General features: G+C 62.2%; 13 protein-coding genes and 1 tRNA gene. 8 read left to right on the top strand and 6 right to left on the bottom strand.

The annotated features are described in order from the left end of the window. Positions 1-384 precede the first annotated feature (384 nt). The 3 genes from MAXJ12_RS21700 (at position 385) to radC (ending at position 3,944) form a co-directional block, all read left to right on the top strand. The gene (locus tag MAXJ12_RS21700) at positions 385-2,088 is read left to right on the top strand and encodes a sulfatase-like hydrolase/transferase (RefSeq protein WP_008838137.1); all 1,704 of its coding nucleotides are present in this window, start codon (positions 385-387) and stop codon (positions 2,086-2,088) included. A gap of 166 nt (positions 2,089-2,254) precedes the next feature. Beyond that, positions 2,255-3,079, top strand: coding sequence for a type I methionyl aminopeptidase (gene map, locus MAXJ12_RS21705; protein WP_008838138.1), 825 nt, complete (start codon positions 2,255-2,257; stop codon positions 3,077-3,079). Positions 3,080-3,185: 106 nt separating this feature from the next. Then, entirely contained in the window at positions 3,186-3,944 is a 759-nt protein-coding gene (gene radC / locus MAXJ12_RS21710) for a RadC family protein (RefSeq protein WP_008838139.1), read from the top strand. Here the strand turns inward: radC and MAXJ12_RS21715 are convergent. The 3 genes from MAXJ12_RS21715 to tig all read right to left on the bottom strand — a co-directional run bounded on the left by MAXJ12_RS21715 (position 3,941) and on the right by tig (position 6,710). Then, on the bottom strand, positions 3,941-4,459 hold the full coding sequence (locus MAXJ12_RS21715) for a DUF1772 domain-containing protein (RefSeq protein WP_008838140.1): 519 nt from the start codon (positions 4,457-4,459) through the stop codon (positions 3,941-3,943). The two genes, radC and MAXJ12_RS21715, sit on opposite strands and share 4 nt — an antisense overlap. 109 nt (positions 4,460-4,568) lie before the next feature. Next, positions 4,569-5,105, bottom strand: coding sequence for a hypothetical protein (locus MAXJ12_RS21720; protein ID WP_008838141.1), 537 nt, complete (start codon positions 5,103-5,105; stop codon positions 4,569-4,571). A 129-nt stretch (positions 5,106-5,234) separates the two neighbouring features. Then, complete coding sequence (gene tig, locus MAXJ12_RS21725; RefSeq protein WP_040587272.1) at positions 5,235-6,710, bottom strand: trigger factor; 1,476 nt, start codon at positions 6,708-6,710, stop codon at positions 5,235-5,237. 348 nt (positions 6,711-7,058) lie between these two features. Between tig and MAXJ12_RS21730 the strand changes: the two genes are divergently transcribed. Both MAXJ12_RS21730 and MAXJ12_RS34550 read left to right on the top strand, forming a co-directional pair. After that, a tRNA-Leu gene (locus MAXJ12_RS21730) sits at positions 7,059-7,143 on the top strand. 110 nt (positions 7,144-7,253) lie between these two features. After that, a complete protein-coding gene (locus tag MAXJ12_RS34550; protein WP_008838143.1) occupies positions 7,254-7,679 on the top strand; it encodes a BA14K family protein in 426 nt (141 codons plus the stop codon). A gap of 36 nt (positions 7,680-7,715) precedes the next feature. Here the strand turns inward: MAXJ12_RS34550 and MAXJ12_RS21740 are convergent, their stop codons facing one another. Together MAXJ12_RS21740 and MAXJ12_RS21745 are read right to left on the bottom strand one after the other, a co-directional pair. After that, the gene (locus MAXJ12_RS21740; protein WP_008838144.1) at positions 7,716-8,297 is read right to left on the bottom strand and encodes a GDYXXLXY domain-containing protein; all 582 of its coding nucleotides are present in this window, start codon (positions 8,295-8,297) and stop codon (positions 7,716-7,718) included. Next, positions 8,297-9,409 (bottom strand): DUF2157 domain-containing protein, encoded by a 1,113-nt coding sequence (locus tag MAXJ12_RS21745; protein WP_008838145.1) that lies wholly within the window; start codon positions 9,407-9,409, stop codon positions 8,297-8,299. The genes MAXJ12_RS21740 and MAXJ12_RS21745 overlap by 1 nt, the downstream gene beginning before the upstream one ends. A gap of 233 nt (positions 9,410-9,642) precedes the next feature. Here MAXJ12_RS21745 and MAXJ12_RS35395 point away from each other — a divergent pair, with 233 nt between their 5' ends. Both MAXJ12_RS35395 and MAXJ12_RS35400 read left to right on the top strand, forming a co-directional pair. Next, positions 9,643-9,783, top strand: coding sequence for a DUF1127 domain-containing protein (locus MAXJ12_RS35395; RefSeq protein ID WP_008838146.1), 141 nt, complete (start codon positions 9,643-9,645; stop codon positions 9,781-9,783). A gap of 51 nt (positions 9,784-9,834) precedes the next feature. Beyond that, complete coding sequence (locus MAXJ12_RS35400) at positions 9,835-9,975, top strand: DUF1127 domain-containing protein (RefSeq protein WP_008838147.1); 141 nt, start codon at positions 9,835-9,837, stop codon at positions 9,973-9,975. A 319-nt stretch (positions 9,976-10,294) separates the two neighbouring features. Here the strand turns inward: MAXJ12_RS35400 and MAXJ12_RS38970 are convergent, their stop codons facing one another. Then, positions 10,295-10,558, bottom strand: a complete 264-nt coding sequence (locus MAXJ12_RS38970; RefSeq protein WP_244421545.1) for a hypothetical protein — start codon at positions 10,556-10,558, stop codon at positions 10,295-10,297. A 465-nt stretch (positions 10,559-11,023) separates the two neighbouring features. Here MAXJ12_RS38970 and MAXJ12_RS21755 point away from each other — a divergent pair. Beyond that, the coding region (locus tag MAXJ12_RS21755) for an FAD-dependent oxidoreductase (RefSeq protein ID WP_139043978.1) at positions 11,024-11,347 on the top strand (324 nt) is incomplete at its 3' end.

Below are 11,347 nucleotides of genomic sequence, written 5' to 3' on the forward strand. Positions count from 1 at the left end.
TGCCGACGTGAACGGCGACTCGACCGCCGACATGCAAATCCTGGTCGCCGGCACCAACTTCATGACAGGGACGGACTTCATCCTCTGAAGTCGGCCTTGAGAGCCGCTGCGTCGCGGAACTGGTCTCTTTTGGTACCCCTGGGTACCCCGGTCTTGGGGGCGGCGCGGTTAGTAGCCGCTGGGAGTGCGCCTGATCCTTGGTTTTGTGCCAGCAGGCAGAGCGAGTCGTGCAACGATCCCACATCGTTAAAATTTTCAGCACATTCTAGCGATTAGCCATAAATCCAGATCGTTCCGCAGCCGGCAAAGAAACGTGCTTAACATTTCCTTAACGATCGAGCCTCCGAGACACGGAGCGAGCGAACTGGGTTCAAGGCCTGACCAATGGAAATGTTTCGAAGAGCGATCCGGATAATCGTCGGCGGCTGGGCGATCGCCCTGACCTCGGCGCTGGGCGTCCTGGCGCTGCACGAAGTCGAGAACGAATGGTTCACGATGCCGTTCAGCATCAGCGTTCTGCTCCTCCTGTCGGCGATCTTCTTCCTGCTTTCGAACCGACTTGCCTTTTCGGTCTACGCCGCATGGGCGGCCATGGGAACGGTCACGCTGGTGTCGATGATCAAGTTCAGCGAGCAGGGTTTCGACCTGCATGCCTATGACCTCGTCTTCCTGGGAGGTGATTCGTCGCTCAAAGTGTTTCTCGTCGAGAATTACCTGCATCTGGTTCTGCCCGTCGCCGCCGCGATCTCTGTCGTGATATTCGGCCTCGGCGCGATCGCATTGAACGAGCCTGCGAGCCGAACGCAGTTGAAATGGCGCCTCCTCATTCCCGCGGCACTGAGCGGCCTTCTGCCGGCTACCATTCCGGCATCCGCGGCGGCCCACCGCTTCGAATATTTCGTAGGTGGGCACCACGCCTCGGCCTTCTTCGTCTCGATGCTCGATATTGCAAGCATGCTCGGGGATTCCGATCTCAAGGCCAGGCTTGCGGCTGTTCCGATGCAGGAGCCCTACCCCGAAGCTCTGTCCTGTCCGGCCGCGGAGCGGCTGCCGGATGTCTTCATCGTCCTGAGCGAGACGCAGTCTCCGCCGTTCAATTTCCCGCAATTGGCCATGCCGCACGATTTCGCAGACGGTTTCGTTTCCGACGACGGCAAGGCGCGGGCGTTGCGCGTCGAAACGGTCGGTGGCGGCACCTGGATGTCGGCCTTCGCCGTCATGACCGGATTGCCGGCGGGCGAATTCGGTTGGCAGCGCCCTTATGTGACGGTGGCGCTGGAGAACAGGGTCAAGGGCGCGCTGCCGGAGGTGATGGCGAAGTGCGGCTATCGGACCGCGGTCATCACGCCGGTCGACGATTCTTTCGTCAATGAGGGACGCTTTTTCCGGTCGATAGGCTTTCAGACGGTATTCGACGCTGACGATATCGGCCTGACCGCCGAGCGCCAGCGCGACAGCTTCATCTATGCGAGCGCGGAGCGCCTGGTCGAAGAGCACCGCCGCGCCGACGGACGGCCGCTTTTTCTCCTGATCGAAACCATGTTTCCCCATTCGCCGCACAATACCCGGCTTGATCCGCAGACGAACGTGCCCGGCGAACCGCTCAACGCCGACGCCGAGATGGCCGAATATTTGCGACGCGTGCATATTGCGCGCCAGGACTTCCAGACGTTCCTGTCCGGCCGGCGCACAGATCCCTCGCCGCGCGGTACCGTCGTGCTCGAATTCGGCGATCATCAGGCGTCCGTCACGCTGCCGCTGGTCGAGGCGCTTGAAGGACCAGGCGCGCTCGCCAATCCCGACTCCCTCGCCTATATCACCCATTTCACCGCCCACGCCTTCGGCCATGGATTTGCGAAGAAGCTGCCCGATTTCGACCGGCTGGATATCGCTTTCCTTGGCGCAAGCTTCGCGGACGCGGCCGGTCTTCCGGTTTCGCCGCTGATGAAAGAGGCCGTCGAGTTGCGCGACCGCTGCAGTGGGCGGTTCCAATCATGCCGGGATCGTGCGTGGGTCGACCGCCATTTGAGACGGCGCGCCGATTCCGGCCTTCTCGACGTCATGGACAGCCCCGCGCCAGGAAGCTGAGGCGGCGGTGATTGCGATCCTCGCCGGAAGGTCTCGAAATAGGCCAGGCTGGGCGACCAAGACGCAAATCGGCCCGCTTTGCACTTGATGCTTGCGACGTCCGGTGCCAAATCAGGGCGCTGGCGCAAACACCCGATGCCTGCCTACCAATTCCGGACTGCAACTCATGGTCACCTATCTCGACGCCGCAACGGCGCCCACGCGAAACACCGGCCAGATACGGCTCTACGGCGAAGAAGCCTTCGCCGGCATGCGCAAGGCCTGCGACCTCACGGCGCGCTGCCTGGACGAGCTAGCGGATATCGTCGCGCCCGGCGTAACCACCGAAGCGATCGACCGGTTTGTTTTCGAATTCGGCATGGATCACGGTGCGTTGCCGGCGACGCTGAACTATCGCGGCTACACCAAATCATCCTGCACCTCGATCAACCATGTCGTCTGCCATGGCATTCCGGACGCCAAGCCGCTCAAAGATGGCGATATCGTCAATATCGACGTGACCTACATTCTCGACGGCTGGCATGGCGATTCAAGCCGCATGTATCCGGTCGGCACCATCAAGCGCGCCGCCGAGCGCCTGCTGGAAGTGACGCATGAATGCCTGATACGCGGCATCGCCGCGATCCGCCCCGGCGCCCGCACCGGCGCCATCGGCGCAGCCATCCAGAGCTATGCCGAGGGCGAGCGCTGTTCCGTGGTGCGCGATTTTTGCGGCCACGGGGTCGGCCAGCTTTTTCACGACGCGCCCAACATACTGCACTACGGCAGCGCCAATGAGGGGGTCGAGATGCGCCCGGGCATGATCTTCACGGTCGAGCCGATGATCAATCTCGGCCGCCCGCATGTCAAAGTCCTGTCTGACGGTTGGACGGCGGTGACGCGCGACCGGTCGCTGTCGGCGCAGTACGAGCACACGATCGGCGTCACGGACAGCGGCTGCGAAATATTCACGCTCTCACCCAAGGGGCTCGACCGCCCCGGACTGGCCTAAGCCACACCCATTCCTGCGGAAACCGGTTCGAAAACTCTGCAACTTTTCGGCATCATGCATTAGTATCGCATGAGGCGGCTTCGGCCGGTGCGGGGGCACGGGGCATATGGGGACAGACCAAGACGACGAACGCGGCTTCTTCCTGGCCGAGCAGGCCGCTGCACCCCTGCGCAAGACGACGCTGGTGCAGGAAAAGCCGCATCACCTCGGCCATCGTCAGCGGCTTCGTGAGCGGTTTCGAACCGCCGGCGCTGCCGCGTTGTCTGACTATGAAATCCTCGAACTGTTGCTGTTTCGCTCCATTCCGCGCGCCGACACCAAGACCCGCGCAAAAATGCTGCTGAAGCGCTTCGGCTCGCTGGCCGAAGTGCTCGGCGCGCCGGAACGGCTGCTGCGCGAGGTCGACGATATCGGCGAGAGCGCGGCGCTCGACCTGAAGATCGTCGCGGCCGCGGCACTGCGCATGGCGCGTGGCGAAATTGCCGGCCGCGAGGTGCTGTCGTCATGGAACCAGGTGATCGACTATTGCCGCGCGGCGATGGCGTTCGAGGAGCGCGAGCAGTTCCGCATCCTGTTCCTCGACAAGAAGAACGCGCTGATCGCCGACGAACTGCAGCAGACGGGCACGGTAGATCATACGCCCGTCTATCCCCGCGAGGTGGTGCGGCGCGCGCTCGAACTATCGGCCACCGCGCTCATTCTGGTCCACAACCATCCGTCGGGCGATCCGACTCCTTCGCGCGCCGATATCGACATGACGAAGACGATCATCGATACGGCCAGGCCGCTCGGCATCGCCGTGCACGACCACATCATCATCGGCAAGAAGGGGCACGCCTCCATGAAGGGCCTGCTGCTAATCTAGCCACTCCCCGGTTCGCTTGCCGGATGGCCGGCGGTGACCGCGATGGCTAGCGCGATCAGGCTGAGCATGGCGAGCGCGGCGCGGGCGACATGCGAATACTCCCAGACGTCGCGCAGGCTCTTCCAGTCGCCGGGTTCCGTCTTCGGCGCGAAGGCCGAAAAGAAGGTCGAGCCCAGACCCGAGAGCTCGACATCCCTCACCCAGAAATTGTTCACCGGATGGGTGAAGACCCAGTAGATGCCGTGCACCGCAACGAGCAGCGCCAGCGCCGAAAGCGTCCACAGGAAGCGCGCGCCGCCGAAGGGCGTAAGGTACAAGAGCAAGCCAAGCACGAGAATGCCGAGGATCTCTGCCCCGCCGCCGATCGTGAAGCCGGGATAGTAGATCGTCTGGACCGCGAAATACTGTTCCCTGTCGAGCCGCAGCTTGCCGGGAAGTTCGAGCGCATGGGCGAGCGTGAGCGCCATCGTGATGGCCACCAGAACGACTGCAACGATTTCCACGAACCGCACCATGGAACCGCACCTCCGAAGCGTCAGCTAAGGCGGCGCTTCGTCACGTCAACCATCGGCGCCTCAAAACTGCAACCGAGAATAGGCGCTCAAGTCGATCGCGGGGTGAGTATCAGGACAGCGGCATCTCGACGCCACACGCGCCGGCAAGGCCGGCAACCGCCTCCTTGACGCCGGAAAGATTGAAAATCGCCTCGCCCCGTCCGGCCAGGAAGCCATAGCGCCAGGATAGCCGCAGCCGCTTCGCCTGGAGCAAACGGGCGATGCCTTCGCTGCCGTCTCTGGAAAAGCCGCGTCCCTGGAAGCCGGGGGTCCATTGTTCAGCTTTTTCGCCGCCATTGTCGAGCCGCACCGAGACATTGATCGCGCCGCTCGCCGAGACTGGATCCCTGAGCTGGAGCGACTGGCTCCAGCGCGGCGCTCCGCCCCGATGACAGGCGATGGTCAGGACCGGGTGATAATCGATGACGCGCGACGAACCGACGCTCAGTGTGTTGAGGGAGAAGATCGAAGCCGTGACCTGCCCGTCGGGTCCGCTGCCCAAGCGCCATGTGTAGCGTCCCTGCCCGCTTGCCTGGACCGCCCCGAAAAGGCAGATCGCGGCAGCAAGCACGGCGTGTGAGAGGGTTGCGAAGGTGCGTGTTGTCATGTGCTGTCCCGGGCCGCATGCAATTGCGCGGGATATTTGCACGGGGCGCTGCCGTTTGTCACCGAGGCAGGCAAAGCAAAAGGCCGCTGTTTCCAGCGGCCTCTGCATCGTTCACTTGTGGGTGTCGCCCTATTCGACGTCGGCGTCCTTGGCTGCGGCCTTCTTCTTCGGGGCAGCCTTCTTCTTCGGCTCTTCGGCCGAGGTCTCGTCTGCCTTCTTGGTTGCCTTCTTCGCGGCCTTGGCCGGCTTGGCGGCGCCTTCCGGCTCCTCATCCTCGGCCATCAGCTCTTCCTTGCTCACCTTCTTGTCAGTGACGGAGATCTGCGTCATCAGATGATCGACGACCTTCTCCTCGAAGAGCGGCGCGCGCAGCGTCGTCAGCGCATTCTGGTTGTTGCGGTAAAAGTCGAAGACTTCCTGCTGCTGGTCGGCGGGATAACGGCGCACGAACTCGAACAAAGCGCGCTGCAGTTCCTCGTCCGAAACCTGCACGCCTGCCTTCTCGCCAATCTCGGCGAGAAGCAGGCCGAGGCGCACGCGGCGCTCGGCCAGGCGCTGGTACTCGGCGCGCGCTTCCTCTTCCGTGGTCTCTTCGTCGGCAAAAGTGCGGCCGGCAGCCTCGAGATCGCGGTTCACCTGGTTCCAGATGTTGGTGAACTCGGCCTCAACCAGCTTGGACGGGGCCTCGAACGAATAGGAGGCGTCGAGCTGGTCGAGCAGCTGGCGCTTGACCTTCTGGCGCGTCATCGAGCCGTACTGGCTCTCGATCTGGCCACGCACAATCTCGCGCAGGCGCTCGAGCGATTCCAGCCCGAGATTCTTGGCGGTCTCGTCGGTGACTTCGAGCTTGCCCGGCTTCGATACTTCCTTGACGGTGACGTCGAAGGTCGCTTCCTTGCCGGCCAGATTGGCGGCGTTATAGTTTTCCGGGAAAGTCACGGTGACGAGCTTCTCATCGCCCGCTTTGGCGCCGATCAGTTGCTCCTCGAAGCCCGGAATGAACTCCTTCGAGCCGAGCACCAGCGGCTGGTCGGTGCCGGAGCCGCCGGCAAAAGCCTCGCCGCCGATCTTGCCGACATAGTCGATGGTGACGCGGTCGCCTTCTTCGGCCTTGCCCTTCTTCGGCTCGTAGGAGCGCGAGGATTCGGCGATACGGTTGACCTGCTCGTCAATTTCCGTTTCCGAAACGTCAACTACCGGGCGTGTCACCGAGATTTTGGAGAAATCTTGAATCTCGATAGGCGGAATGACTTCATAGGCGAGCTGGAACTCGAAGTCCGCGCCGCCTGCCAGGATTTTTTCCGCTTCCTTCTCATCCTCGGTCATGGTGACCTCGGGCTGCATGGCGGCCTTCTCGCCGCGCTCGGCAATGATGGTGCGGGTGGAATTGGAGAGGATCTCGTTCACGACCTCGGCCATGAAGGACTTGCCGTACACCTTGCGCAGGTGCTGCAGCGGCACCTTGCCGGGACGGAAGCCGTTGATGCGGACCTTGTTCTTGGCTTCGGAGAGCCGCTCGACCAGCTTGGCTTCCATATCTCCGGCAGGTACGGTGACCTTGATTTCGCGTTTCAGACCGGAGTTTAGTGTTTCGGTAACCTGCATCATCAAACCTTTGTTTTCACGAATGCCGCAGCGCCAACGACGCCATGCCGTTCAGCCTGCCGGAAGTCTCGTGCCGGGTGTGGCTTTTGGTGCGGGTTGAGAATCTGAGCGCCGTTGCTCCCAGCGGCGAACGAAATGCTCTGATTGCGCTCCAAGAATGCGAGTAAGTCTTTGTTTTTCCTGCTTCTTACCACATTCGTCCGAAGCGGACCGTCATATCCCGTCACATTTGACACGCCTTTTGTCACAGGAGCCGTTGTTTTTCAACTCTCTTCGCATTTCCTACATTAAACGTCATTTCGGCCTCGACATTGACAGAATAATGGCCACATGAGATTGGCCAGGCATGCGGATGTGGCGGAACTGGTAGACGCCCTGGATTTAGGTTCCAGTGCCGAAAGGCGTGGGGGTTCGAGTCCCTTCATCCGCACCAGCCCTTCTCTCGCCCGGCAGCGAGCGGGCCACTCCGACCTGCCGCTCGCACGAAACCCAAATGGCCGCATTCCGCGCCTGGTCGGTCGCGGCTGGAGGCTCCGAAAGCGGATGAGAACAAGACTTTCGATTTTCGCCTGTCTGGCGCTGAACCTAGTCTGGCTCACGCCGGCTAACGCCCAGGGTTTCGAGGATCTGAACCGTCCGCTGCCCGACGTCTTTCGCCCCGGCATCACCGGCTGCGGGCGCGACCGGCCTTGCGATTGGCAGGAGCCGGAGATGGGGCGGCAGGAGCCCAGATACGAGATCAATAAATACCGCCAGCCGCGCATCGAGTACGACGTCAGGGTTCCGACCGTGCGTCCCGCCGAGCAACCTCTTGGGCGAGGCCGGCTCGCCACCCGCCAGGGGATTATCCAGGCTCACCGCACATGGTGCGCGGATAACTACCGCTCCTATAACCGACGCAACGATACGTTTCAGCCTTATTACGGCTCGCGCAGGCGGTGCATCTCGCCCTACGTCCGCCTGGACTGAAAACCTGATGCCGCCTTCCCCAGGGAGCGCCGCCGATCAGTAGAGAGGCTCGCGGAAAAGCATTGTGTCGCCGTCCATCAGCGCCTTGATCTGCGCCGAACCGTCCCCGGCGATGGCCGCCACGATATTGAAACTGCGCACGCGCATGTCGCGCTCGATCGCCAACCCCTCGCCTTCCGGGAGATAAAAGCGTTCGATCCCGTATTCGACATTCAGCGTATCGATCCGGCCGAGGCCGCGGCCATCATCGACCATGCCGCGAATGTCGATCTCGTCATCTCCAGGCGGCGTGGACGGAGGCTCGTAGAGCGAGGCCGAGACCATCTTCCAGATTCCGTCGCCATCCTTCTTCACACGCACGAAGACCGGCCCCGCCTCGATCCATTGCGCGCCGGAGGGCACATTGCCGATCATCGACACCGGAATATTCGAAATGTCGTAGCCGAGGCGGACATAATCGCCGCGCAGGAGATCGCGCGGATCGACAGGTTCGACTTTCAGGAGTACCTCCTGCCCGTCGCGCAGGACAGCCGCGCGGCCGGCGATGATGAAGGACAGGAAGCCGATCTGGAGGAGCGCCAGGAGGATTGCGGAAATCAGCAGGCGGTGCTTTTTCATCAGGCTGCTCCTCCCTGCGGCAGCGCCGCATCGTTCATACGCCTTTCCACCCTGATGATGACGAGGGCGACAAGGCCGAGCGCGAGGCCCGACGCCAGGAACAATCCGGCCGTTCCAAGCATGGTTCCGACGGTGACGACATAGACGAAAGCCATTTGGCAACTGAAGCCGAGATAGGCGATCCAGCGCAGGCCGCGGCTTTCACGGCCGCCGAGCACGACCGCGGCGGCAATGCCGGCAAAGCCCACAAGCGCTGCGGCGACCAGAGGCGCGGTCCCATCAATCAGGTCGAACTGAATGATGGTCATGCCTGTCAGAAAGCCGATAAGTGCGTGGACGGGCATGTTTCCGTCGATGCGGGCAATCCTCTCGACGGCGTCAGGAGCGTAAACGGCAATGGCAAACAGCGCGGCCGAAACAAGCGCCAGTATAGCTGGAATGATCAGCATGTCGTGATGCACCGCCAACAGCGTGGCGTAGAAGATCAGCGAGAGCAGCAGCAGGTTTCGCGACGCGCGGCTTGCCGTCCAGTAGGACAAGAGCCAAAGGCCGGCCGCGACCAGAATGAAGGACTGCGGCACACGCGTCTCGCTCCACAGTGCGACGCCCTCCAGGAACAGCCAGCAAGCAGCGAGGCCGACGGCGGCGACGGTCAGCGGGCCCGAGCGCAATGCGGCGGCGGCCAGCGCCGTGCCGGCGCACCAGGTCAGAACCGCATCCGTCTCGTCGCCGGACAGATGATACATCTGCCCTATCAGCGCGATCGAGCCGCCGAATGCCGCCGCGCCGATCAGCCAGACGCCTTCGGCCGTCGCGCTGTTCCCGCGCAATTTCAAAAGCGCGCCGCCGACATAGGTGGCCAAGATGATGGCAAACAGCACACCGACGCGCAGCAAGCGCGGAAACGCCTCCCAATTGGCGGCGATGACGAGAAGGATGGCCGCGCCGAAAAGCAGTGCCGCCATTATTGCGAGAACCAAACCGAAGCTCAGCGACTTTTGTTCATTGGCCTCGACGTCGCGGCGCAGCGCGTCCGCGGCTGCCTTGTCGATGAGGCCCAATTCCGTCCAGCGAAGGATGTCCTGCCGCACACGCGATCCATAACTCGCCATCGTTTCCCCTTACCCATGCGTCAACTTTACGCCTTTCGTCTAAAGCGCTGACGCGACGGCATTTTTGCGACTCGCCCGATTTTTGCCCCAACCGCTAAAACCGATTAATGTTGCATTGCACAATTTGCATTGCTGCCATGCACCAACAGCACTTTTCATCCGAGTCCGGCGCGCCTATTTAAAATTCGTACAAGAGACAGAAGAAAACGAACCAAAGACGAAACGAGAATACCATGAACCTGATCCGCAACTATCGCAACTGGCGCCGCTACCGGGAAACCGTTTCCGAGCTGAGCCGCCTGTCGAACCGCGAACTCTCAGACCTCGGCATTGGCCGCAGCGACATTCCCTTCGTCGCGCGCAAGTCGGTCTGACATCCGGGCCACGACGGCCCCGTCCGCTAAGCAAGAAAAAGAGAAACTGAAATGAACCTGATCCGCAACTACCGCAACTGGCGCCGCTACCGGGAAACCGTTTCCGAGCTGAGCCGCCTGTCGAACCGTGAGCTCACCGACCTCGGCATCAACCGCGGCGACATCCATCGCGTCGCGAGAAAGTCGGTCTAACGAATTTCGCCAGGGTCGACCTCCTCCCCGGCCCTGACGGATACGGTCAGCTTTCACCTCCTCCCGATCGCTGGCCGGCACAAAACGACACCCGCCGCACCTCCTCCCGCGGCGGGTGTTGTCTTCCAGAAGGGCCCAGCTTCCCTCAATAAGCGACAAGAATTTCGTCAGGACCTACCTCCTCCCAAGAACTGACGAATACGGCCGGCATTCACCTCCTCCCGATTGCTGGCCAACAAAACGACACCCGCCGGACCTCCTCCCCGGCGGGTGTTGTCGTTTTGGCGCTTCGCCATGCATTGCAGCCGGAAATTCGGGCTCAGCGTACGCCCATGACGCCGCGCTTCAGCCATTCCGATAGCGGCCGAATATCCGGTGGTCCGCCTGCCGGCTCGTACCAGCTGTCGATTGCCCACTTCGTTCCGGATCTGTCCCGCAACACCGCTGTCGCATGCGGGTAGCGCCCGTCGAGAAGGAAGCCGCGCGTGACGTTCCGGTCCACGGTGTGATGCTTCAGAAGACCGCGCCGTTCGAGATAAAGCAGAAGCGAGCGGGTATTGGTCGACTCGTCGACGCAGTCCATCTGGCCGCGCCTGTGATGTTGGCTGGCAATCGACTTCGGCTGATCATGTATGCCGATTACCCCTGCGGCACGATCCTCGTAGTACCGAACAGCCCTTGATACAGCGGCGCGTTCCGCTTTCGGAGACGAGGCCCCGGCAGCCATGATCCTCGAAAAGCGCCTTCCATCGGCCGTCCCAAGATCCAGGCCCGACGTGAAATGACACCCGAATCCATGACAGATGTCGATACGTGTCGCACCGGCCTTGGCGGTCTTCGCTGCGTGTTGCCCGGCAACCGAGGCATTGCCTGCAACAAGGCAAACGAATGCGATGGCGGTGGCGTGAGCGAGGAAACGATCTGCCATACTTGCTTATATTAGCGGCAGCAGGCACGAAGGCCAATGCTGGCAATGAACGACGAAAGCCGTCGGAATATACAGCGGGATTCCTTGCATTTCCGGACCCCGGGGACTATCTCGGCTGCCATGAAAATGAAACCGGTTCACATCATCGGCGGCGGGCTCGCCGGCTCGGAAGCGGCCTGGCAGGCGGCGCAGGCCGGCGTGCCGGTCGTCCTGTACGAAATGCGCCCGGTGCGCGGCACCGAGGCGCACAAGACCGACAGCCTCGCCGAGCTGGTCTGCTCCAATTCGTTCCGCTCCGACGACGCCACGGCCAACGCCGTCGGCCTGCTGCATGCCGAGATGAGGCTTGCCGGATCGCTGATCATGCGCGCGGCCGATGCTCACCAGGTGCCAGCCGGCGGCGCGCTGGCCGTCGATCGCGACGGCTTCTCGGCAGCCGTCACC

Source organism: Mesorhizobium alhagi CCNWXJ12-2 (assembly GCF_000236565.1).
GTDB classification, from domain to species: Bacteria; Pseudomonadota; Alphaproteobacteria; order Rhizobiales; family Rhizobiaceae; genus Allomesorhizobium; species Allomesorhizobium alhagi.

Bases quoted from the DNA above. Each gene is read 5' to 3' on its own strand.
- MAXJ12_RS21700 (WP_008838137.1), top strand. From the start codon at position 385: ATGGAAATGTTTCGAAGAGCGATCCGGATAATCGTCGGCGGCTGGGCG.
- map (WP_008838138.1), top strand. From the start codon at position 2,255: ATGGTCACCTATCTCGACGCCGCAACGGCGCCCACGCGAAACACCGGC.
- radC (WP_008838139.1), top strand. From the start codon at position 3,186: ATGGGGACAGACCAAGACGACGAACGCGGCTTCTTCCTGGCCGAGCAG.
- MAXJ12_RS21715 (WP_008838140.1), bottom strand. From the start codon at position 4,459: ATGGTGCGGTTCGTGGAAATCGTTGCAGTCGTTCTGGTGGCCATCACG.
- MAXJ12_RS21720 (WP_008838141.1), bottom strand. From the start codon at position 5,105: ATGACAACACGCACCTTCGCAACCCTCTCACACGCCGTGCTTGCTGCC.
- tig (WP_040587272.1), bottom strand. From the start codon at position 6,710: ATGCAGGTTACCGAAACACTAAACTCCGGTCTGAAACGCGAAATCAAG.
- MAXJ12_RS34550 (WP_008838143.1), top strand. From the start codon at position 7,254: ATGAGAACAAGACTTTCGATTTTCGCCTGTCTGGCGCTGAACCTAGTC.
- MAXJ12_RS21740 (WP_008838144.1), bottom strand. From the start codon at position 8,297: ATGAAAAAGCACCGCCTGCTGATTTCCGCAATCCTCCTGGCGCTCCTC.
- MAXJ12_RS21745 (WP_008838145.1), bottom strand. From the start codon at position 9,409: ATGGCGAGTTATGGATCGCGTGTGCGGCAGGACATCCTTCGCTGGACG.
- MAXJ12_RS35395 (WP_008838146.1), top strand. From the start codon at position 9,643: ATGAACCTGATCCGCAACTATCGCAACTGGCGCCGCTACCGGGAAACC.
- MAXJ12_RS35400 (WP_008838147.1), top strand. From the start codon at position 9,835: ATGAACCTGATCCGCAACTACCGCAACTGGCGCCGCTACCGGGAAACC.
- MAXJ12_RS38970 (WP_244421545.1), bottom strand. From the start codon at position 10,558: ATGGACTGCGTCGACGAGTCGACCAATACCCGCTCGCTTCTGCTTTAT.